Genomic DNA, 21,001 nt, shown 5'->3' with positions numbered 1-21,001 from the left:
CTGTGGTGGTCAACGGAGCCGAACGAAGTAGCGGTCGAGCGCGTTGTCAGTCGATTGCCTGGTAGAGCGTGGTCCAGAAGTCGTTCATGGCACGCGGCGAGTCCGGGGTGGAGAGTCCGACCTGGGTGAGCAGGACTCCGGTGAGCTGGTTGGTTCTGTCTGCGTAGGCGGTGGTGCCGGTACCGCCGAACCAGCCGAACTGGCCGATGGGCGTGTAGTCGCTGCGATAGGTGCGCACTGACATGCCGAAGCCCCAGCCGCCGTTCGACCCCTGGCCGGACGACATGTGGACGACGTTGCGGAACATGGCTTCCCGGGCGGCTAGTTGCTCGGGCGAGAGACGGTTGGTGGTCATCAGCTCGACGGCGGCCCGGGACAGGATCCGTTCACTCCCGTACATCCCGTGGTTCAGCAGCATCTGGAAGTAGGCGTGGTAGTCGTCGGCGGTGGAGACCAGCCCGCCGCCGGCGCCCTGGAACGCGGGAGGCACGCTGGACCTTCCCCCTGCCGCCTCGTCCCACAGGACGAACTCGCCGGTCTGCGGGTCAGGCCCGTACAGGGGCGGCAGCCGGTCGATCTTGTCGGCGGGCACATGGAAACCGGTGTCCTTCATCCCCAGCGGATCGAGAATGCGCTCGCGCAGGAACGTCTCCAACGACTGACCGGCGACCCTGGAGACAAGCACGCCGACTACCTCATTACTGAGGTCGTACTGCCACCGCACTCCGGGCTGGTACTGCAACGGCAGCTCGCCGAGGCGGCGCATCCACTCGTCCGGCTCGGGCGCCGGCCCGGATGCCACGCTGTAGTCGAGACGCTCGAAGGTCGCGGCTCTGATCGGGGAAGTCATCGACTCGAAGTCCACTCCGAGCCCGAACGTGGAGGTCAGCAGGTCCCGTACGGTGATCGGCCGCTGTGCCGGCACAGTGTCGTCCAGCGGACCGTCGGGGTGCTTCAACACCTGCCGGTCGGCGAGTTCGGGCAGCCACGGATCCACCGGGTCGTCCAGCCGCAGCCTGCACTCGTCGAGCAGGATCATCGCTGCCGCCATCGTGACCGGCTTGGACGTGGACGCCATCCGGAAGATCGTGTCCCGGCGCATCGGCGCGCCACCGTCGTGACGCATCGTCCCGATCGCCTCGACGTGCGTCTGGCCGCCTCGGCTGACCAGGGCGACAAGGCCGGGAATCTTCTTGGACTCGACATGCCGCGCCAGCACGTCGCGCAGTCGACGCAGCCCTGCGTCGGAGAAGCCGCTGTCGCTTGTTCTCATGACGAATCTCCTGTTCACAGTGTTAGTTCTCACGGCGGCCCTGGTGGCTGCCTGGCCCTTCGAGCGGCCATGTGAAGAGGCTGCATCCTTGACCCAAGGTCAAGGTCAACCGCTATCGCGATCAAGGGGCGACCAGAACCGATCGCGGTCCCCCTCGGCGGCAGGGGGATGGGCTGGAACTGGTGCGCGCTATCCTCACCCCTGCGATCGTCCGGACTTCCCGACCGTCGCCGACGCGGTTCGCGAACCCGCAGCCGCCCGCGATCTGGAGGTGCGCTGAGCCGATGGCAGACGGGCTCACAATCGGTCAGGCGGCGGCGTTCGTTGGTGTCACGATCAAGACCGTGCGGCATTATCACCGGATCGGCCTGGTCGCCGAGCCGGAACGCGACGGTTCCGGCTACCGCCGTTACCGATCGGGCGAGCTGTTCCGGCTGGTCCAGGTCCGGACCCTGGCTGCGGCCGGCGTGCCGCTGGCTGAGATCGGTGACCTGCTCGACGCCGATCCCAAGACGTTCGCCGCCACCCTGGACGATATCCATCACCAGCTCACCGAACGGATCGAGGACCTGATCGCGCGCCGCGACAGGCTGCACCGTCTCGACCATGGCGACCGGGCTCTGCTGCCCGACCGGGCCTGCGCGGTCTTGGACCGACTCGCCGAACTCGATTTCAGTCCCGACTACGTGGCCGTTCAACGGGAGGCTCTGGTGCTGGCCCGGGGGCTGGTCCCGGAGATCTTCGACAGCTTCCTCACCCAGCTCGAACATTTGCTTGACGATCCCGAGTCCGTCGAGCTGACCAGGCGCGGTTGGGATGCGAGGTTCTGGGATCCGGACGACCCGCGGATCGAGGAGCTGGCGTCCATGCTGGCCGACAAGCTGCTGACCAACCGCGCGCTGCTGGCAGTGCCGACCGGGTTTCAGAACCAGTCCGACGCCGCCTCCCGGTACGGAATGGTCAACCACCACGGGGAAGACCAGGCACCGTCCATCGCCCGCTTGAACACGCTGGTCGAGGCGCACCTACGCGCAGCCGGCATCGCCGTTCCGCATCAGTGACGGCCCGCCCGGCAGGCCCGGCACTGCGGCGAGACGGCGGCGCCGTATCCATGCGGACCGCGCGGATGTGAGCCCAGCGCCGGACTTCCACGCTCGGTGAGTCACGCTGCCGATATGGACGTGAACCGCCGTACTCTCACTGCCTCCGTTCCCCGTCCGCTCCTACGACTGGCGCGGTGCCTTGTCCTCCGCTCTTCAGGGATCGTCCGGCACCGGCGTCCATCGACGAAAGTCGACGGCGAACGGGAACCATCGGCCGCTGCCACGCCGCAGGCCCTTTGAGGAAGCTCACCGTATGGGTTTCTCCAGACCGGTGGCGGCGTGCACGTTCACCGTCGTCACCTTTGCAGCAGTGGCCTGTTCACCGACGGAGGACGATTCCGCGCGTGCGGGGCTGGTCGCCGGGACACAGTCCGGCAAGGTGCGTGGATCCGAGTCGAGGGGAGTCAGGCACTTTCAGGGCATCCCCTTCGCCGGCCCCCCAACAGGAAACGACCGTTGGGAACCGCCGAGGCCACCGGTTTCCTGGTCCGGGGTGCGCAACGCCACCGCCCCGGGCAGCGCCTGCCCGCAGGAGCCCACTGAGCAGCCGCGGAGAGTCGTCGAGGAAAATTGCCTCTACCTCAACGTGACGGCACCCCGTAGCGATCGCACCCGGAAGAAGCCCGTGATCGTGTTTCTCTACGGTGGGGGATTCACCGCGGGGGAGGCGAGCAAGTACAAGGCCGATCGGCTGGTCCGGCAGGGAGATGTGGTGGCGGTCACCGCCAACTACCGTGTCGGCGTCTTCGGTTTCCTCGGACTGCCAGGACTGAAGAATTCGGGAAGCTTCGGAATCCTCGATCAGCAGGCGGCCCTGCGCTGGGTCCGGCGTAACATCGCGGCTTTCGGCGGTGATCCGGAGAACGTCACCCTGGCCGGGCAGTCGGCGGGTGGCATCAGCACGTGCATCAACATGATGTCCCCAGGGGCGGACGAACTCTTCGACAAGGCCGTCATCCACAGCGGGCCCTGCACCAATACGGGCAACGGCCTGCTGGCGCCGGTGGCCGAGGTCGAGAAGGAAGGCAAGAAGATCGAGCGGGAGCTGCGATGCTCCAGCCTCGCCTGCATGCGCTCGAAGTCCGCCGCGGACCTGCTGGACGCCGTGGCGAAGAGCCACGCGGCGGTCGGGCGCGTGGCCTACGAAACGCCCACCCTGCCGACCCGTCCTGACAAGGCCGTTCGGACCGGCCGGATCCGCAGGATGCCGGTGCTCGTGGGATCGACTCGGGACGACGGTACGCTCGCGGCATCCGGACTACTCCCGCTCATCGGCGGGGTGACCCACGACTCGTGGCCGGCCGTCCTCAAGGGGCTGTTCGCCGCGCCGGACGATATCCCAAAGATCACCAGGCGGTATCCCGTCCGTACGAAGCAGGAGGGGACCGATCAGTTCACGGCCGTGCAGACGGATTGGGGCTTCAGCTGTCCGGCGGCGGCCATGCGGGCAGGGGTCGCATCGCGGATGCCCGTCTACGGCTTTGAGTTCGCCGATCGGAAAGCGCCGAAATGGCCGGGGCTCGGAGAACGGATGCCGTCGCTGCCCTTGGGCGCGTATCACGCCTCCGACCTGAACTACCTGTTCGACATGCCTACAAAACTGCAACCGGACCAGAACGTTCTGTCCCGGGAAATGATCGAATATTGGACGGGATTCATGTACCACGGCAATCCCAACCACCCCGGCTTGCCGGCGTGGCCTTCCGCGACGCAGGAGAACGGGTCCCCCGTCCTGTCGCTCGCTCCGGGAAGCGGAGGGATCAAACCGGTCGACGCGAGCAGCGAGCACAACTGCGCGCTGTGGAACCACCTCGGCCGCCACTGACGTGCACGCACCTCGCACCGCCCGTACGGTCACCTCGACCCGAGGACATAGACGAAAGTCGACGACAGGTGGAAACCATCGCCCGATGGCGTACCGCCAACGCTCCGACAAGGTGGAGACATGAACCAGACCCGACCTGCGACGGAACCACTCGCTCAGGCCTCCTACATCGGCTCCACGACCGAGGAGCTGGCCCGCAAGAAGCGCGGCGATCGGATCGCGGCCGGCGTGGACCAGAAGACGCTATTCCCGAGGCGCGGCAAGGTCACGCTGCGCTCTGAGCACCTCGTGCTCGAAGGCTGGGGCGATGAGGGAGACCTTGTCCTGCGACCCGCGGACATCGCGTCCATCGCGAACGAATTCACGGAACTCTACGGGCGTTTCCTGGGTGGCCTTCTCAACGCGGGCAAGCCTCTCATCCTCGACACCGCAATCGTCGGCGAGATCTATCTCATGATCGACCATAAGACGTTCCTGGAGACCACCAGCAACCGTAAGTGGGCAAAGCTCCTGAACGCATGGCTGCATTCCGCCAATTGATCCGCCGCTGGCGGCAGTGGCTGCGGGTGGTGTCGAACGAGGCCATGACCGCATTCGCTCCGTGGCCGCTGCTGCCCGGTGCGCTGCGCGCGGAAACCGACCCCGCACCCGAATCCGTCACGGGCTCGCGGCGCTCCGTACGCGACATCGCCGTCGACACCGGTGCCGTTGCCATCTCTCTGCTGGTGGGCGGTCTCACCTCGTGGCCCCGTATCGCCGCGGGCCCCAGCGGGCTCTGGACGGTCACGCTGGCCGTCGGCGGCGGCTGCTGTCTCGCCCTGCCGTTGAGGCGGCGGTTCCCGCTGACGGTGGCCGCCGTCGCGGGCGCCATCTCCGCCGTATCACCGGCCGCGGGCGGAGCGGCGTTCATCGGCCTGTTCTCCGTGGCGGTCCACCTGCGGATGCGGGACGCCGCCTGGATCGCCGCCCTCGGGGTGGCCACCGGCCTGGTCAGCTCGTGGGTCACGCCAGTACCCCACGTGCCGTACACAGCGAGTGTCGTGATCGCCATGCTGGGTACCGCGGCTGCCCTCGGCTGGGGCCGGCTGGTGCGAGCCCGGCGGCAGTTGCTGGTCTCCCTCGCCGAACGCGCCCGGCGCATCGAGGCCGACCGGCAGGCGCAGATCAAGGAGGCGCGGCGGCTGGAGCGGACCCGGCTGGCGCGCGAGATGCACGACGTGCTCGCCCACCGTATCTCGCTGATCAGCCTGCACGCGGGCGCGCTGGAGTTCAGACCGGACGCCTCGCCGGAGGAGATCGCCCGTGCTGCCGGAGTCATCCGCAGTGGCACGCACCAGATGTCGGATGACCTCCGCGAGATCATCGGCCTGCTGCGGGAAGAGTCCGGCGACGATACGCGGACGGACCGGGCGGCCCTCGCCGGACTGCCGGAGCTGGCGGAGGAGTTCCGCAGGACGGGCGCGGAGATCACGCTGATTACGGACGCGGGCGATCTGGTGACAGTGCCGACGATGACTGCTCGTACCGCCTACCGGATCATTCAGGAGGGACTCACCAACGCCACCAAACACGCGCCGGGCGCTCCCGTCACCGTGACCGTACGGGGAACGGCGGGTGACGGCCTCGCCGTCGAGGTACGCCAGCCGCTGTCACCGAAGCGACAGGAGGCCGCGGTCGTCCCGCCCGGTTCCGGCGTCGGGCTCCTCGGCCTCGCTGAACGGGCCCTGCTGGCAGGCGGAACCTTGGACCACGGACCCACCGCCGACGCGTCGGACGGCGGAGAGTATCTCCTGCGGGCATGGCTACCCTGGGAAGCGTGACGGACACGGTGCGCACCACGGAAACGGCCGCTCGAACCGAGGACGCGACGCCCGTGCGGGTACTGCTCGTCGACGACGAGTGGCTGGTCCGCGCCGGACTGCGGACCATGCTCACAGGCGTGGAGGGCATCGAGGTCGTCGGGGAGGCGGCGGACGGGACCTTCGTACTGGAGCAGGCGCGGGAGACCGAAGCGGACGTGATCCTCATGGACATCCGCATGCCGCGCACCGACGGGCTGACCGCGACCCGGCAGGTCCGCGCCGGGGACGACCCGCCCGAAGTCATCGTTCTGACAACCTTCGACCAGGACGAACTCGTCCTGAGCGCCTTGCGCGAAGGCGCCACCGGCTTCCTGCTGAAGACCACCTCTCCGGATCGGATCGTAGAAGCGATCAGGAGCGTGGCCGCGGGCGAGCCGGCCTTCTCCCGGAGAATCTTGCGTACGCTCGTCGACCATGTCACCGACGACAGACACGAGCGACGCGCCGCGGCCCTGCGCCGACTCGACCAACTCACCGACACCGAACGCCAGATGGCCGAAGCCGTCGCACTGGGACTGTCCAACGCGCAGATCGCCGAGCGGCTGGTGGTCAGCGTCGCCACCGTCAAGTCCTACGTCTCACGCCTGTTGACCAAGCTCGACCTGGACAATCGCGTCCAGATCGCGCTCCTCGTCCACGACGCCGAATGAGGCCGTGCGTTCATCGCCGTGACCGACGGATGTACCAGCAAACACCGCCCGTCGGCGTGGTGGTCGATCACGCGCACGGGACCTTCAGGCGCGGGTCAGCTCCACTACCGGGATCGTGCGGATGCCGGCGGTCTTCTTCTCGTAGTCGCCGAAGACGGGGTAGCGCCGCACCACGGTGGCCCAGATTCGGGCGCGCTCGTCGTCCTTCAGCTCGCGGACCGTCACCGGATAGGTCTCGGTACCGCTCTCGACCCGGGCCTCACCGGCGGAGGTGATGTTGTAGTACCACCCCGCGTTCTCGGGCGAACCCCAATTCGAGGCCATCACGAAAATGACGGTCTCGTCGGCCGATGGCAAGTACACCATCGGGGTGACCCGCTCGATGCCGGTCTTGCGTCCTCGGTGGTGAAGCAGCATCACCGGGATACCGGCCAGTTGGCCGCCGACCTTCCCCGCGTTCCTTCGGAACTCCTCGATGATCTGGTCGTCTATCTCGCTCATCGTCCTGCCTCCTGTTCGCAGTCCGAGGTCAGCCTTTTTGTTCGCACGGCAGGGTCCGGAGTGGTCCGCGCATTTCCACTTCGATCTGACCGCTGGGTGATGACTCGCATGGCTCTCCTGGCTTGGGAGGGGGAGAGAACCAGGCTAGGTTTCCGACAGGAACCAGCAGGTACCTGTGGCGCCATGTGCGGCTTCGGTCCCGGTGGCCCCTTTCTTTGAGCTGATCGGCGGTATCTCCCGCAAGATGCTCACCTCGCTCGGAGCGACGCTGATCGATCCGATCCACACGCTGACCGAGTGGGCGAGCGCGAACGGCGACTTGGTCGATCCACCCGGCGTGCTCGCAGACCGTGACCCGAACGGCCTTCGGCGCGGGCGCGCGTGAAGAGTGACTCAGAGCTTCAGCTGGTCTACGAGGATGGGCGGCGGGTGGTTGCTCTGCGGGTCACGCCGCCTTGAGACGTTTTTGCTCCGCGGCCACGATTCGGCGTCGCAGTTCGGTCTCGGAGCCCGTGTCAACCGCGTCCGGTGACGCGTTCGCCATATCGCTGCGGCGCGCGTACTCATCGAACGCCTCACGCTTGTCCGTCAGCAACTCGAGGACTCGCTGGTCGACGCTGTCGCTGCACAGCAGCCGGTGTACGTCCACGCGGCGTACCTGGCCCATCCGGTGCGCGCGGGCGATCGCCTGCTCCTCGATCGAGGGCGTCAGCTGCGGCTCGGCGATGATGATCACTGACGCGGCCTGGATGTTCAGGCCCACGCCGCCCGCCTGGATCTGGGAGACCAGTACCGCGGGCCCCTTGGCGGCGGTGAACTCGTCCACCATCTCCTGGCGGCCCGTCGGCGGGATGTCCCCGGTCAGTGGGCCGAAGACATGGACGCCCGGGACGCCGTCACGCCCGGAGCCCAGTACCTGTGTCACCGTGTCCAGCACGTCACGGAAGTACGAGAACACGACGACCTTGCGCCCGCCGTCTGCGGCCTCGCTGACGATCTCCGCCAGCCGTCGAAGCTTCGGGGATCCCTTCACCGTCCCCGGATCGAACGCCGCCCGGCGCATCGCCATGAAGTTCCCCGCGAGAACCGCCTGCCGGTACGCCCGGAGCGTCGGTCCCTCGAGTGCGACCCATTCCTGCGTCTCCAGCCGGGGCGGAAGTTCGCTGAGCACGTCCTCCTGGTTACGTCGCAGGTAGACCGGTGCCACCACCTCCCGGAACCTGGTGCCGTCCAGCGCTCCGTCCGCGATGTCCAGGTTCTCGGCGACCTCCGGGCGCAGGTGCCCGACCAGCACCCGGAATTCCCTCACCTTGTTCTCCATCGGTGTCCCCGTCAGGAACAGCACCCGTCTGCTCAGCGCCGCCCACTCACTGACCGCCTGCGTACGAAGCGCGTTCGGGTTCTTCACGTAGTGCGCCTCGTCGACGACCATCATCGCCACCGAGACGTCCAGGTCCTCCGGCATGGCGCGCAGCGCCTCGAACGTCGTGATCGCCACGCCGCCCCTGGCCACCCACTCCTGCTGGGCCGCCTCCCGTTTCTCACTCGGTCCGTGTACGCGGCGGGACTCCAGCAGCGTGTGCCGCTCAACCTCGCGAGTCCAGTTGACGACCACGCTCGCCGGGCAGACGACCAGGAAGTGCGTCGCGCCCTCGGCCGCCAGGTGGCAGATCGCGGCCAGTGACTGCATCGTCTTGCCGAGTCCCATCTCGTCGCCGAGGATCACGCGCTCCTGAAACAGCGCGAACCTCGCGCCGAACGCCTGGTAGCCACGCAGCGACGTCTTGAGGAGAGACTGGTCGAGGGGGAGCACGCGGACTTGCTCGGCGATATCGGCGGGGAGGAATCCCTGGCCGGCCTCCTTGACCGGGTCGAGTCCGGCCACCTCGATCAGCAGGCCGTTGTACGCGACCGGCCGGGCGAGGTAATCGCTCCATAGCCGGGCGGCCCTTGGCGTCTTTTTGGCCTTTTCCAGCAGAGACTCGGCTCTGGACAGGCGTTTGCGCGCCGCGGTGACTTTCTTCGAACCTAGGGTGGTGTCCAGCTCGGCGAGAGCGTCACGAGCCTCCTGCTTCTTTCGCTCGGAGAATGTGAAAAGCATTCTTCGGCGGCTCGCGCCGCGTGCCGCCGGGTCGAGGTGACGCCCGATCTCACTTGCCAGCGAGCTCGGGTCCGGTCCCTTCATCGGGGATCTGGTGCGCTCGTAGCGGCGCAAGGCGGCGATGAGCGCGGTCTGCTCGGGAGTACGGGCGTCCGGCTCGATGCGGACGCGGGTGCTCTCCTCGACGAACTCCCGCATCTGTCGTGCGGCGGCCATGATCCGCTTGGCCGTCCTCCGGCGTACTCCAGGGATTCGCCCGAGCGCTTTCGCACCGGCCATGAGGACCGCGCCGACGGTGTCGAGGCCGGCGTCGCTGACGGGGGCGAACGTGACCGGCCGGCCCCGTACGAGTTCATGGAGCCGGTCCACCGGCATCGTGTCCAGCTGGCCGGCGACAAGCTGATCGCGCACCACTTCGTACGCCCGTCGCGCGATCTCGCGGGATTCCTCCGGCGCGGCCAGGACCGCCTCGATGGCGTCGTGAATCGCACGGCCGTCGGAGACGATGGCGCGGGCTGCCCTTCCCGCGCGGAGCGGCTCGGCTTCGGGGGACTCTCCCTCGCCCTTGGCAGGCTCCATGTCGCTCGTCAGGTCCGCTGTGTGTGCCAAAGTGGTCGAGGGTCTCCGCATTGGAACTGGCGATCGGGCTAATCGCGAAGATAGACGATAGCGCCGACACATCGGGTATATCGCCGGGTTTCCGTCAGAGGACCCGGATCAAACGGTCGCGGCATGGCCGCCTCCGGCAGCGGCCTCCAACCAGGGGATGGTCAGCAGGCGACGAGCGACTGGGCCGCAACTGTCAGCGGCGTCTACCGGCAGTAGGCCTGCGGGTTCCGCGGGAAGCCGTGAAGTCATAGACATCGGCCCGGCTCGGTCAGGTCGCGGCGCGTTCGATCTCGATCAGTGAGGCGCTACGGCGTTCTGCCTCGTAAGCGGCTCGGCCCCCGCGGACCCCGAACAGGTGTTTTGTCCAGATCAGGTAGGCGACGAGGATCAGGTTGATGAGCAGGGCGCCGACCCGAAGGACGCTGATCCGTTCGGTGAGCTCATAGATCTCCAGCGGCAGGAACACCGCGGTGGCGACGAACGCGAAGTACTCTCCCCAGCGCTTGAGTGACCAGAGCCCGACGGCTTCGACCAGTTCGATCACCGCGTATGCGGCGAGCGCCGCGGCGATCCAGTACAGCGTGCCGGGACGGCTCCCAAGGGCCTCCTGTGTCCAGCGCAGGATGCGGGAATGGCCGAGGTCCAGACCTGCTTGGCCGAAAAGCGGCCGTAGCAGCGGAAGATCTCGCTCGAACACCTGCCGAATCGAGGTCCTGTGCACGGAGAATCGCCACACGCCGTACGCGGCGAGCCCGAAGACGACCACCCGGAGCAGTCGTTCGACAGCGAAGACGCGGAGCACGAACGCGTCACGTAGTTGCCTTCCGCGACCGACGGTCGGTGCCTCGTCGGCGGGTCCGGAGGCTTGCGGCTCGCCAGGCACGAAGTCGCCACAGCGCAGGCACCGCCACGACGTGCCCCCCGCGCTGGTGCAGCGCAGCCGATCGCGCAGTTCCGGCTCGGATGGCGCGTACGTCACGTGTCCGGTGAGGCCGCAGGTGATCAGACTCCAGTCCACCAGGCAACTCTAAGCAACCGAGCATCGCTTTCCGTGACCGGGTGTCCGCCGAGCCCGCTCCTACGGACACTGAGGAACCGCGAGTGCGGAGGGGGCGGCCCTCCCGAGGGACCTATGCGATGTGCGTTCCCTGGCTCTGGACCCGTCCAGCGGATCCAAGCCGCAAGCCCCCTACCTGCAACTACGACCAGGCGCTCGGGGTGGGCTGACCCAACGCCACCGGCGTGATCGAGGGTGCGTGCGGTCATCTCGTCGCCGACAGGCTCGGCATGGCCGGGTCCCGATGGGGCCTGCGCTCCTCTCCATGCATATCCGGAAGAATTCAATCCTCCTATTACAAAAATTCGGGGGGAAGAACGTTCGGCTTGCTGAACCGGCAGGCCGAAAGCACCGCCCGCACGGGGCGGGGCACGGAATTCACGCGAAGTCAAATAACAGGACCAGAGATTGACAAGGTGCTTGGCGGCATGCCCACGAGAGCACACTGAGCCGCGGCTCGCTCACATCTTCAAGAATTGACAGAGTGCCTGGCGGTATGTCCTCGGGGGAGGCGGAAAATCGCCGACCGTTAACGGCCGCCCGAGAATTGACACAAGCGCGATTGTTGCCTACGGTCCGCTCGTCGGCTTTTCCAGACCGCACCCGAAGGAATTCATGACCACATCCACGTTGCCGAAGTCCAGGCAGCAGCTGATTCTTGCCGTTCTCATGGTGTGTTCACTGCTGATCTGGCTGGACAACACCGTCCTGAGTACCACCTTGGAGACCCTCGCGGACCCGGTCCGTGGGTTGAACGCCAGCCCGGCCGAGCTGCAGTGGGCCACCGGCTCGTACACGCTGGCCTTCGCCACCTTGATGTTCACCGCGGGTGCGCTGGGCGACCGCTTCGGCCACCGGGCCGTGCTCGCGACGGGCCTGGTGGTCTTCGCCGCGTCCTCGGTGTGGGCGGCGTACGCGGGGGACGCGGGGCAGCTCATCGCCGCGCGGGCGGCGATGGGCGTCGGCAGCGCACTGATCATGCCGGCCAACCTGGCCATCCTCATATGGACGTTCACCGGCCCGGCGCGGTCGACCGCGATCGCCATCTCCTCGACCTCCGCCGGTGTCGGCATGGCCGTGGGCCCGGTGCTCGCCGGTGTGCTGCTCGACCACTTCTGGTGGGGCTCGGTCTTCCTGGTCAATGTCCCGGTCGTGGTCGTCGCGCTGATCGGCATCGCCCTACTGGTCCCGAACTTCCGCAGCCCCGTCGCGCGGCCGCTGGACCCGGCCGGGATGCTGCTGTCCGTCACCGGTCTCGCGGCGCTCGCCTACGGACTGATCCGCGCGGGTCAGGTGGCGGCCTGGGGCCGTACGGACGTCTGGGCGCCGATCGTCGTCGGACTGCTCCTGCTGGCCGTGTTCGTCCGCGTCGAACTGCGCAGCAGGGCGCCGAGCTTTGATCCCCGGCTGCTCGCCCAGCGTGCGTTCGGCGGCGGCAACGCGGCGCTCGGCCTGCTCCTGTTCGCCGTGTCCGCGGTCACCTTCTACAACGCGTTCTACCTGCAGGGCGCGCGCGGCTACTCGCCGATCGAGGCAGGACTGGCCGGCCTCCCGACCGCGCTCGGCGCGATCTTCGGCGCGCCCGTCGGCGCCCGCCTGGTGCACCGCTGGTCGCTGCGGCTCGTCGCCGTGCCGGCGCTGATCGTCGCGGCGCTGACCATGGGCGCGTACGGGCTCTTCGGACTGGGCACGCCCCTCGTCTGGATCGAGGTCGTGCTGCTGGTCCAGGGCCTGTCCATCGGCATGGTGCTCGGCCCGGTGACCGCGGCGCTGATCAGCACGCTTCCGCTGGAGCGGGCCGGTGCCGGGTCGGCCGTCACCAACACCGTGCGCCAGACCGGCAGCGTGATCGGTATCGCCGTCGGCGGCACGATCATGTCGATCGCGTACCGACGCGCGATCGAGCCGTCGCTGGACGGTGTCCCAGGACCGGTACGGGAGCAGGCGCGGGTCTCCGCCGAACAGGCGCGGCACGTCGCCACCACGTCCCACCTGCCCGCGCTCGGGCACGCCGCCGACGACGCGTTCGTCCATGCCATGCATGTCGGCGCGGTCTGGATCATGTTCGTCGCGCTCTTCGGCGCGGCCGTGCTGCTGCTCGCCCTGTGCGCGGTCCGCAAGCCCGCGGGGGGCGGCGGCCCGACCGCGGACGAGACGGCCCCCCGGGCCGGGGCCGAGGACCTGACCGCCCGCGAGGGCGCCGGCGTGGGCACCCGCTGACGCCATGGGAACCAGGCAGCAACTCCCCGAGGCGCGGTCGGACAGTCAGGCCACGTACCTGCCCGACCGGCACATGTTCGCCCTGTGGACCTGGTCCGACGGCGCCGTGGGGGCGGCCCCGCCGGTCGGTGACGTCCAGACCGTCCCCCTGGTCGTGCCGACGCCGGACCTCGGCAGGCTCAAAGTGTCCGACGTCGACTGCGTGCTGATCGAGCCGGACCGGCTCGTGACCGTGCCCCTCGACTCGCCCGGCCGGTCGGTGGACGTCTGGCGGTCGTGGATCGCGGGCGGCGAGTCGGCTCTGCCGATCGCCGCGCACGCGATCCCCGACGCCACGGGTGTCGCCGTCACGACGGCGGAACACGCGAGCGGCGTCTTCCGTCGCACCACTGCGGTGGGGGCCGAGATGCGTACGGCGCTCACCGCCAAGCTGCGCCCGTATCAGGTGCGCGGGGTGAGCTGGCTGCGCGAGACCATCGAGACGCACGGCGGCGCGGTGCTGGCCGACGAGATGGGACTCGGCAAGACCCTGCAGGCCATCGGCTGTGTCGCCGGGCGGGCCGAGAAGGGGCCGCAACTGGTGGTCTGTCCCACGTCGTTGGTGGCGAACTGGGCACACGAGATCGCGCGGTTCGCACCCGACCTGCGGGCCACGATCTGGCGCGGCGGGCCGCTGCCCGAGGTGGACAACGGCACGGTGGTGCTCACCGGCTACCCCACGCTGCGTACGCACAGCCCGGCCCCGGCGGGGATCCAGTGGAGCACCGCGGTCTTCGACGAGGCGCAGGTCCTGAAGAACCCCCGTACGCAGGTGTCGAAGGCCGCGCGCACCATCGCGGCCGACGCGCGGATCGCCCTGACCGGGACGCCGGTCGAGAATCACCTGGACGAGCTGTGGGCCCTGCTCAATCTGGTCGCACCGCACCTGTTCGGGAACCGGGCGCAGTTCCGCCGTCGTTTCGTACGGCAGATCGCGGACGGCTCCCGGGCCGCTTCCGCCCGGCTGCGCGGGGCCATCGAGCCGGTCGTGCTGATGCGAAAGAAGTCCCAGGTCGCGGGGTCGCTTCCGCCCAAGATCCACGCGGATCTCATCTGCTACCTCACCGAGGAGCAGGAGAGCCTGTACGACCGGCTGCTGGAGCAGGTCATCGACGACGGCTTCGGCAGCGGCGCCCAGCGGCAGACCAAGGTGCTCGCCGTCCTGACCTCGCTCAAGCAGGTCTGCAACCATCCGGGCCTGATCACGGACGACCTCGGTGAGCTGTCGGGCAGGTCGGGAAAGCTCGACCTGTGCACCGACATCGTGGCGAACAACCTGGAGAACGACTCTCCGACTCTCGTCTTCACCCAGTACCGGCAGACCGGTGAGCTGCTGGTCCGGCACTTCGCCGAAACGTTCGGGCTGAGTACGCCGTTCTTCCACGGCGGCCTGAACCAGGAGCAACGGGCCGACATCGTCCGCCGGTTCCAGTCCGAGGACGGTCCGAAGGTGCTCGTCCTCAGCCTGAAGGCCGGGGGCACCGGGCTCACGCTCACGCGCGCGGCCGACGTCATCCACTTCGACCGATGGTGGAACCCGGCCGTGGAGGCCCAGGCGTCCGACCGGGTACACCGGATCGGTCAGACCCGCACGGTCACCGTCACCACCCTGACCACCGGGACCACCGTCGAGGAGCACATCGCGGCCATGCACGACCGCAAGTCCGCGCTGTCGGACATCGCTGACATGTCCAGCGTCGCCGAGCTGACCCGCCTGGACGACGACCGTCTCATCGAGGTCCTGCGCCGGAAGCGAGTCAACTGACCATGGCCGACCACGACTACGGTTACACGAAGTGGGGCAAGGACTGGGTCCGGTTCGCCGAGTCGTTGCGCCAGACCCGTCCCGATCCCCAGCTGCCGAGCGCGCGGCGCATGGCGCGCGACGGGAAGGTGCAGATCACGTTCGACGGCCGGACCGTGCGCGCCGTCGTGCACCGCGGTCGCGGCACCTCGGTGGTCACGATCGAGGTCGCGCCGATGTCCGCGGGGGCGACGGCCGAGATCTCCCGACAGCTGAGCGGCATCCAGCCCCTGCTCACCGACGATCTGTACCGCACGATCGTCGACGCGGGCCATCCGCCCGCGCCGGTCCTCGACAGCGTCGACTGCTCCTGCCCGGCCGGCACCCCGCGGTGCGCCCATGAGCTGGCCGTCTACTACGACATGGCGCGGCGCATCGACGACGATCCCCGCATCGCTCTCGACGTGCAGGGCTTCTTCCTCGCTTCGGCGGGCGGCGGCCGAGCGCCCGCCGAAGCGACGGCGCAGCGCTGGACCGCGCTCAACTCCCTTGACCCGGCCGTCTACTTCACGGTGGCCGGGTGACCCCCGGAGAGCCGCGTCGACATTCCACTTCGCAGTCTCCTCCTGGCCCCGTAGGCGTAGATACCGGCAGGTGCCGATACCTACGCCGCTACGGCGAGGCCCGCCGGTCATGGGATCAGGGGCGCTCGTTCATGCCGTCGACCCGGCCGGATCCGAGGAAGAGCGTGTACGAGGTGACGGATGGGATCCGCACCGGCAGTTTCCCGGGATCCTTCGTGAGGATCGTCTCCTCGCTCAGCGCCCGGCCGGTGCGCCGGTCGAAGATGATGACGTCGCGCTCGGGCAGGCCGGTCTGGTTCTGGTCGAGGGTGAACGCGACGCCGGCGCGCCCGGCCCGGTCCCGGACCGGTCCGGCGTAACCCATCTCACCGGAGTCGGCGAGGAGGCGCAGGAGCGCTCCCTGCAGGGCCGGCCGGAGCGGTTGCCGCCACAGGTCACCTTCCGCCTCCAGCAGGACCGCGGCACCCTTGAGGTCGGTTCCGGATTTCTCCAGCTCACGGCGGAGTGCCGCCGGATCCGTCGGCAGCTTGTCGACATCGGGATCGCCCGACAGCCCACCGGGGCCGAAGCGGTCATCGCTGTCCCGGGCGCCCAGAGGCGGCCGGCCCTGTCGCTCCCACTCTTGCCGGCTCTTGGCGGTGGGGAACCACGGTCGGCCGGCGCCGGCGAGCTGGCGGCCGGACCCGTCGGGTGCGACCCATTGCTCCTCCGTCCGCGGGACCACCACGGCGGACGTCCGCCGACGCGAGACAGTGCTGTCGAGGTACCAGCCCTGGATCTTGCTGTAGACGACGCGGCCGTGCCCGATCGTGTCCGGCTGCCGCTCGGCCCTGGCCGCGAGGTCCCGCAGCGCCTTCGTGGCCGCTGCGCCGTACACCGGCTGCTTCAACTCCAGCAACGGCGGGGTGGTCACGCGCGAGACGTGCGTCGTTCGGAGCTGCGGCAGTGCGGTGAGGCCCACGATGGCCGTGGCCGCCGCCGCGGTTGCCACGACCGCCATCGTCCGCCAGCGGGGCCGCCACCGCTTCCGCGTGACGGAGTCCACAGCCGGCGGCTCGGTGAGGATCGCTTCCAGGGCTCGTTCTCGCTCCGGTACGTCGGCCCGCACGGCCCGGGCCGGGTCGTGTCCGGCGAGCAGGCCGCGCACGATGTCCGCGTCGGTCTTCACGACGCCACCTCCTCGAGCTTGGCGCTCATCAGTTTCTCGATCCGTCTCCGTGCCCGGTGGAGGCGTACGGTCGCCGCGGCGGCGCTGCACCCGAGTACGACGGCCGTCTCGGCCGTCGTCAGGCCCTCCCAGGCGATCAGCCGGACGATCTCCCTGTCGTCATCGGAGAGATCATGAAGCGCCGCGAGCGCGGCGTCCCGTCGGCCGAGCGCCTCCGCGTGGTCCGGCTCGACCAGGTACACACCCGCGTCGAACGCATCTGGCACGCCGCGCCGGCGGTCCTTCCGCCTCCGGTTCGCGATGAGGTTGCGAGCCACCCCGTACAGCCAGGGCAGCGGCATGTCCTCCGGAACGTCGCGCAGCCGCCGCCAGGCGATCGTGAAGGTCTCCGCGACGACATCCGCCGCGTCGTCAGGGCCGACCCGGCGCCACGCGTACCGCAGCACCGCGTCGTAGTGACGTTCGTAGATATCGACGAACCACTGCCTGTCCGCGGTCATGTACACCGCCCATCTCGTCTGTCCACACTGTGTCTGTGTCGCGGCCCAGGCGTGCATTACAGCCAGTCCGTGACCGGCGACTCATGTGAGTGGGCCTACGAAGCACATGCTCGGACGGCTTGAGGTGGCCCCAAAGCCGCACGCCCCTGCCGAGCCAGGCCGTCGGCGGGGGTAGGAACAGCGGTCACGTCGCAGATCGCTTGTACGCCCCGAGCCCGAGCGCACTCGTACGAGAGCCTGTCGCCGACCGGCCGCGCACCGCTATTGTCGATCAATGATCCAAAACGGCGGTGCCTAGTGGCGGCGCGGTTCACCGCGGGCGAGGGTAGGGCTCTCGGGCGTCTCTTCCAGCCCTTGTTGCAATTCTTCAAATCGCCCAAAGGCTTGGCGGGTGCCGAGCGCGAGATCGCGTCCGGAGAGCGCGTGGTGACGCCGCAGGACGTACCGCTGGCAGAGATCCGGCCACGCGGGGTGGAAAAACTTCCCGAAGCCACTGATATGACAGAAGAACAGGCGGCATTGATGCGCGCCGCCCACGCACGGATCGCGGCAATTCATGAAGGTGCGGCCGGCAGGCCGTTCACTACCGATGAAGTGCACGAGATAGTGAAGAACATCAATCCTACTGGTGGCACACGCAACTGCCTCGAGTGCTCGCTGGCCGTTCGCGAGAACCTGCTTCGCGAGCGCGGCGCAGTGGTGGCCGGGCCGACCAACGTCTGGGTCGGGAGAAATCCGGGGCCACTCGGTCCGGTCACTCGACCGCTGTCGGTCGAGTCCCGCATCATGGAAGGCGCCCCGGGCATTAGCCATGTGGTATCCGACGTGAGGGCCAATCCCGGCACCTATGGGATCCTGCGTCAGGACATCAGGACAATGCCATGGAACAGCCATGTTTACAACGTCGCCGATTTGAACGGCGAAGTGCATTTCTTGGACGGACAGGACGGATCGCTCACGAAATACACGGCAGAGGCTTACCCTGACATGCCGGGCTTTATCATCTACGATTACTACCCAGCCACATGATGAGGATGATTGGTAATGTATTCGATGACGCGCGAGGCGGCGACGAGGATTGCGAAACTCTTTATCGAGCGTACGTTTCCTGCCGATCGATATCCACGGATAGTGATCATCGATTCTGCCACGATTGAGTCGCCGTATGGGTGGATGTTCGTTTACACCACCGAGAAGGCGCTGGAAACAGGGGATTCGAACTACGGACTGATCGGCGCCGGGCCGGTGCTCGTGCGCCGCGAGGATGGCCGAATCGTCGAATTCTCCTCCAAGTACACCCCGCAGGCCGCAGTCCAAGCGTATGAACAAGATCCCGCAAGGTTTCCGCCAAACGGATGAGGCGCAGCGAACCTGCGTTGCCGCCATCGCCTGGTCACGGTCACGGTGCCTCTTCGTCTTGGGGCTGCCGCCGGCTCGGGTCCTGCCACGGGAATGGAGCGCGGTCGGGTTCGACCCAGCCGGTCCTGGCCTGTGAGGAGGTCAGCGTCGCCGGATGGTAGAAGCGGGTCAGAAGGCGCTTGTCGAGCAGGGCGGTGTGGTGGCCGGCGAACGCGGTGAAGTCGTCTTCGCCGTGTTCGGTCGCGTGGTGACCGACCAGTTCGACCCAGGCTCGGCTCATGGTCGCGTGGTACTTCTGAGGCACCCTCGCATAGCGGGCGGTGCGCTGGATGCCCTCGCCGATCAGGCCGACCGCCGCAGGCACGCCAACGCGTCGCACGGCCAGCCACGTCAGATGCACATGTTCCCGGTGGCCGAACCGTTCGGCGGTCGCCATCACTTCGGCCATCAACGCATCGAAGTCGCGGGCGTCGCAGGAGGGCCGCATGGTCATGAGGGAATCTCCGTCAGGGCCTCCAGGGCGGTGCGCAGGTGGGCGATCGCGTCGTCCGGCAGGCCGTCGAACGCGCGGTGCTCCAAAGCGGCGATGGCCTGCCGGATCGTGGCGGCGGCCGATCGTCCGGACGGCGTGAGTTCGATGAGTACCGCGCGACGGTCTCCGGGGCGGGCGCCGCGGGTGATGTGGCCGCGTCGTTCCAGACGGTCCAGCACGCTGGTCAGTGTGGTGGGGCGGGTGCCCACGGCCGCGCCGAGTTCGGACACGGTCCGGCCTCGGCCGTCAGCCAGGTTCGCCAGCGCGTTGATCTCGGAGGCGGTCAGGTCCAGGTCGACGAGCTCCGCGGAGAGCACTTGCAGTGTTGCGTGGGTGGCCCGCTGCAGTGCGAGCAAAGCCGACCACCCGGATGACACGGATTCAGACGTCACGATTTCGGACTATACGATTTCGTATCATCTGCCGCAAGCACTCGTTCAGGGCCGTCCCTCGCCGCTCGCATGACCTGATCGGTTGGCGTTGATCTGCTCGTGGTTGGCCATCGCCCACTCAGCGAGCGCCATCACCAGCGGCACCAGCGTCCGGCCCAGCTCGGTCAGCTCGTACTCGACCCGTGGCGGCACCTCGGCGTAGGCGGTGCGCGCGACCAGACCGTCCTCGACCAGGTGTTTGAGCGTCAGTGTGAGCATCCGCTGGGAGATGCCGGCGACGGCCGCCTCCAACTCGCCGAACCGCAGCGGCCCGGCGCGCAGGGTGCCGATCACCAGCAGGCTCCACTTGTCGCCGATCCGATCCATCACCTCGCGGACCGCGCCGCCTTCGCGGATCCGCGGGCCGCCCGACTTCGGTGTGACCTTCGCCATAACGCGGCTTCTTTCCTGGACGCATACATCGATGTGCCTTTTGCGGCCGCCCCCGTGCGCACGCACGATGAGGCTACGCAGTAAGGATTGGGGAATGCCGTGAACATCGCACTGTGGATCGTCCAGGGCCTGCTCGCGCTGGTCTATCTCGCCGCGGGTGGGCTCAAGGTCGTACGGCCGCGCGATCGGCTGGTCGCATCGGGCAACTTCGACTGGATGAAGGACACGTCGGACGCGGGGGTGAAGGCGGTCGGCCTGGTGGAGATCCTAGGCGCACTCGGCGTGATCCTGCCCTGGCTGACCGGGATCGCGTCGATCCTCACCCCGATCGCCGCGATCGGCCTGGTCGTCGTGCAGATCGGCGCGCTTCGGGTGCACCTGGTCCGCGACGAACGCCAACCGTTGCCGGCCAACGTGCTCCTGCTCCTGCTCGCCGCCTTCGTCGCGGTCGGCCGCTTCCTCGACTGACGCCCTTCGCGTCTACGTGAGCGGTTACGGGTGTCAGTCGGCGGTTCGGGCGTTCTTCCGGCGTTCGTAGTGGCGGCGCGCCTTCATGCGGTTGCCGCAGCCGGCCATCGAGCACCACCGGGCGCTGTTGCTCTTGGAATGGTCGATGAGGAACAGGGTGCACTCGTCGGTGTTCTCGCATGAGCGGAGTCGACCGGGGGCGGTGTGCTGGAGCGCGTCCCAGGCCACGACGGCTCGGGCTGCCAGGGTGTGCGCGCGAGGCGTCGCCAGCTCCCAGTTGATGCCGGTGTCGCCGATGACCGCCTGGTAGCTGACACCGTCGAGCGCCGGGGCGAGTGCCGTCGGCGCGGCTTCGCCGTGCACCAGTGCCTGGAGCGTGTCGCGGGTCGAGCGCAGGAGCTCGAGATCTTCCTCGAGATACCCCTCGCCCGCGTGCTCCTCCACCCAGGCGTAGGCCTCTTCGGGATCGGCGAGCCGATCGGTCACCTCTCCGGCGACGGTCGGCGTCGTGTTCAGCAGGGCCAGCAGAAGCCCCTCGTCCGGGGTCATGACCTTGATCATCGTCCTAACCTCCATTGATGC

Annotated in this window: 22 protein-coding genes; 12 read left to right on the top strand and 10 right to left on the bottom strand. The window is 68.1% G+C overall.

Features of this window, described 5'->3' with window-relative positions:
* Positions 1–46: 46 nt before the first annotated feature.
* On the bottom strand, positions 47–1,273 hold the full coding sequence (locus QSK37_RS16185) for a serine hydrolase domain-containing protein (protein ID WP_285621368.1): 1,227 nt from the start codon (positions 1,271–1,273) through the stop codon (positions 47–49).
* 284 nt (positions 1,274–1,557) lie between these two features.
* Here QSK37_RS16185 and QSK37_RS16180 point away from each other — a divergent pair, with 284 nt between their 5' ends.
* The 5 genes from QSK37_RS16180 (at position 1,558) to QSK37_RS16160 (ending at position 6,713) form a co-directional block, all read left to right on the top strand.
* On the top strand, positions 1,558–2,334 hold the full coding sequence (locus QSK37_RS16180) for a MerR family transcriptional regulator (protein ID WP_285621366.1): 777 nt from the start codon (positions 1,558–1,560) through the stop codon (positions 2,332–2,334).
* Positions 2,335–2,629: 295 nt separating this feature from the next.
* Entirely contained in the window at positions 2,630–4,201 is a 1,572-nt protein-coding gene (locus QSK37_RS16175) for a carboxylesterase/lipase family protein (protein ID WP_285621365.1), read from the top strand.
* 120 nt (positions 4,202–4,321) lie between these two features.
* Positions 4,322–4,741, top strand: a complete 420-nt coding sequence (locus QSK37_RS16170; protein WP_285621363.1) for a hypothetical protein — start codon at positions 4,322–4,324, stop codon at positions 4,739–4,741.
* Positions 4,720–6,021 (top strand): sensor histidine kinase, encoded by a 1,302-nt coding sequence (locus QSK37_RS16165; RefSeq protein WP_285621361.1) that lies wholly within the window; start codon positions 4,720–4,722, stop codon positions 6,019–6,021. Before QSK37_RS16170 ends, QSK37_RS16165 begins: the two co-directional genes overlap by 22 nt.
* Positions 6,018–6,713 (top strand): response regulator, encoded by a 696-nt coding sequence (locus tag QSK37_RS16160; RefSeq protein ID WP_285621358.1) that lies wholly within the window; start codon positions 6,018–6,020, stop codon positions 6,711–6,713. The genes QSK37_RS16165 and QSK37_RS16160 overlap by 4 nt, the downstream gene beginning before the upstream one ends.
* Before the next feature lie 84 nt (positions 6,714–6,797).
* Here QSK37_RS16160 and QSK37_RS16155 read toward each other — a convergent pair whose 3' ends face one another.
* Positions 6,798–7,214: a nitroreductase family deazaflavin-dependent oxidoreductase gene (locus QSK37_RS16155; RefSeq protein WP_285621356.1), complete on the bottom strand. Its 417-nt coding sequence runs from the start codon at positions 7,212–7,214 to the stop codon at positions 6,798–6,800.
* 244 nt (positions 7,215–7,458) lie between these two features.
* Here QSK37_RS16155 and QSK37_RS16150 point away from each other — a divergent pair, with 244 nt between their 5' ends.
* The gene (locus tag QSK37_RS16150) at positions 7,459–7,599 is read left to right on the top strand and encodes a hypothetical protein (protein ID WP_285621355.1); all 141 of its coding nucleotides are present in this window, start codon (positions 7,459–7,461) and stop codon (positions 7,597–7,599) included.
* 60 nt (positions 7,600–7,659) lie between these two features.
* On the opposite strand, the gene QSK37_RS16145 is transcribed toward QSK37_RS16150, so the two are convergent.
* Complete coding sequence (locus QSK37_RS16145; protein ID WP_285621346.1) at positions 7,660–9,924, bottom strand: DEAD/DEAH box helicase; 2,265 nt, start codon at positions 9,922–9,924, stop codon at positions 7,660–7,662.
* 268 nt (positions 9,925–10,192) lie between these two features.
* The gene (locus tag QSK37_RS16140) at positions 10,193–10,942 is read right to left on the bottom strand and encodes a DUF2127 domain-containing protein (protein ID WP_285621343.1); all 750 of its coding nucleotides are present in this window, start codon (positions 10,940–10,942) and stop codon (positions 10,193–10,195) included.
* Between the two features lie 654 nt (positions 10,943–11,596).
* Between QSK37_RS16140 and QSK37_RS16135 the strand changes: the two genes are divergently transcribed.
* From QSK37_RS16135 to QSK37_RS16125, 3 genes are read left to right on the top strand one after another with little or no spacing between them, the layout of a single operon-like run.
* Positions 11,597–13,201, top strand: a complete 1,605-nt coding sequence (locus QSK37_RS16135; RefSeq protein ID WP_285621341.1) for an MFS transporter — start codon at positions 11,597–11,599, stop codon at positions 13,199–13,201.
* Between the two features lie 4 nt (positions 13,202–13,205).
* On the top strand, positions 13,206–15,005 hold the full coding sequence (locus tag QSK37_RS16130; RefSeq protein WP_285621338.1) for a DEAD/DEAH box helicase: 1,800 nt from the start codon (positions 13,206–13,208) through the stop codon (positions 15,003–15,005).
* A 2-nt stretch (positions 15,006–15,007) separates the two neighbouring features.
* Positions 15,008–15,568 carry a hypothetical protein gene (locus tag QSK37_RS16125; RefSeq protein ID WP_285621336.1) on the top strand — a complete coding sequence of 187 codons (561 nt, stop codon included), beginning with the start codon at positions 15,008–15,010 and terminating at the stop codon, positions 15,566–15,568.
* A gap of 115 nt (positions 15,569–15,683) precedes the next feature.
* On the opposite strand, the gene QSK37_RS16120 is transcribed toward QSK37_RS16125, so the two are convergent.
* Both QSK37_RS16120 and QSK37_RS16115 read right to left on the bottom strand, forming a co-directional pair.
* Positions 15,684–16,736, bottom strand: coding sequence for a CU044_5270 family protein (locus QSK37_RS16120; protein ID WP_285621335.1), 1,053 nt, complete (start codon positions 16,734–16,736; stop codon positions 15,684–15,686).
* Positions 16,733–17,236, bottom strand: a complete 504-nt coding sequence (locus QSK37_RS16115) for an RNA polymerase sigma factor (RefSeq protein ID WP_285621333.1) — start codon at positions 17,234–17,236, stop codon at positions 16,733–16,735. The genes QSK37_RS16120 and QSK37_RS16115 overlap by 4 nt, the downstream gene beginning before the upstream one ends.
* A 354-nt stretch (positions 17,237–17,590) precedes the next feature.
* Between QSK37_RS16115 and QSK37_RS16110 the strand changes: the two genes are divergently transcribed.
* Both QSK37_RS16110 and QSK37_RS16105 read left to right on the top strand, forming a co-directional pair.
* On the top strand, positions 17,591–18,265 hold the full coding sequence (locus QSK37_RS16110; RefSeq protein WP_285621331.1) for a toxin glutamine deamidase domain-containing protein: 675 nt from the start codon (positions 17,591–17,593) through the stop codon (positions 18,263–18,265).
* Between the two features lie 24 nt (positions 18,266–18,289).
* Entirely contained in the window at positions 18,290–18,595 is a 306-nt protein-coding gene (locus tag QSK37_RS16105; RefSeq protein ID WP_285621329.1) for a YrhB domain-containing protein, read from the top strand.
* Between the two features lie 40 nt (positions 18,596–18,635).
* Here the strand turns inward: QSK37_RS16105 and QSK37_RS16100 are convergent, their stop codons facing one another.
* From QSK37_RS16100 to QSK37_RS16090, 3 genes are read right to left on the bottom strand one after another with little or no spacing between them, the layout of a single operon-like run.
* A complete protein-coding gene (locus QSK37_RS16100) occupies positions 18,636–19,088 on the bottom strand; it encodes a hypothetical protein (RefSeq protein WP_285621327.1) in 453 nt (150 codons plus the stop codon).
* The gene (locus tag QSK37_RS16095; protein WP_285621324.1) at positions 19,085–19,519 is read right to left on the bottom strand and encodes a MarR family winged helix-turn-helix transcriptional regulator; all 435 of its coding nucleotides are present in this window, start codon (positions 19,517–19,519) and stop codon (positions 19,085–19,087) included. The genes QSK37_RS16100 and QSK37_RS16095 overlap by 4 nt, the downstream gene beginning before the upstream one ends.
* A 45-nt stretch (positions 19,520–19,564) precedes the next feature.
* Positions 19,565–19,951, bottom strand: coding sequence for a winged helix-turn-helix transcriptional regulator (locus tag QSK37_RS16090; protein WP_285621321.1), 387 nt, complete (start codon positions 19,949–19,951; stop codon positions 19,565–19,567).
* Between the two features lie 99 nt (positions 19,952–20,050).
* Here QSK37_RS16090 and QSK37_RS16085 point away from each other — a divergent pair, with 99 nt between their 5' ends.
* Positions 20,051–20,419 carry a DoxX family protein gene (locus QSK37_RS16085; protein WP_285621319.1) on the top strand — a complete coding sequence of 123 codons (369 nt, stop codon included), beginning with the start codon at positions 20,051–20,053 and terminating at the stop codon, positions 20,417–20,419.
* Positions 20,420–20,452: 33 nt separating this feature from the next.
* Here QSK37_RS16085 and QSK37_RS16080 read toward each other — a convergent pair whose 3' ends face one another.
* A complete protein-coding gene (locus QSK37_RS16080; RefSeq protein WP_285621316.1) occupies positions 20,453–20,980 on the bottom strand; it encodes a CGNR zinc finger domain-containing protein in 528 nt (175 codons plus the stop codon).
* Positions 20,981–21,001: the final 21 nt, after the last annotated feature.

Origin of the sequence: Actinoallomurus iriomotensis (assembly GCF_030269445.1) — a bacterium.
GTDB classification, from domain to species: domain Bacteria; phylum Actinomycetota; class Actinomycetes; order Streptosporangiales; family Streptosporangiaceae; genus Actinoallomurus; species Actinoallomurus iriomotensis.
Note: the sequence above shows the minus strand (reverse complement) of the source record. Positions and strands in the feature narration are given on the sequence as shown.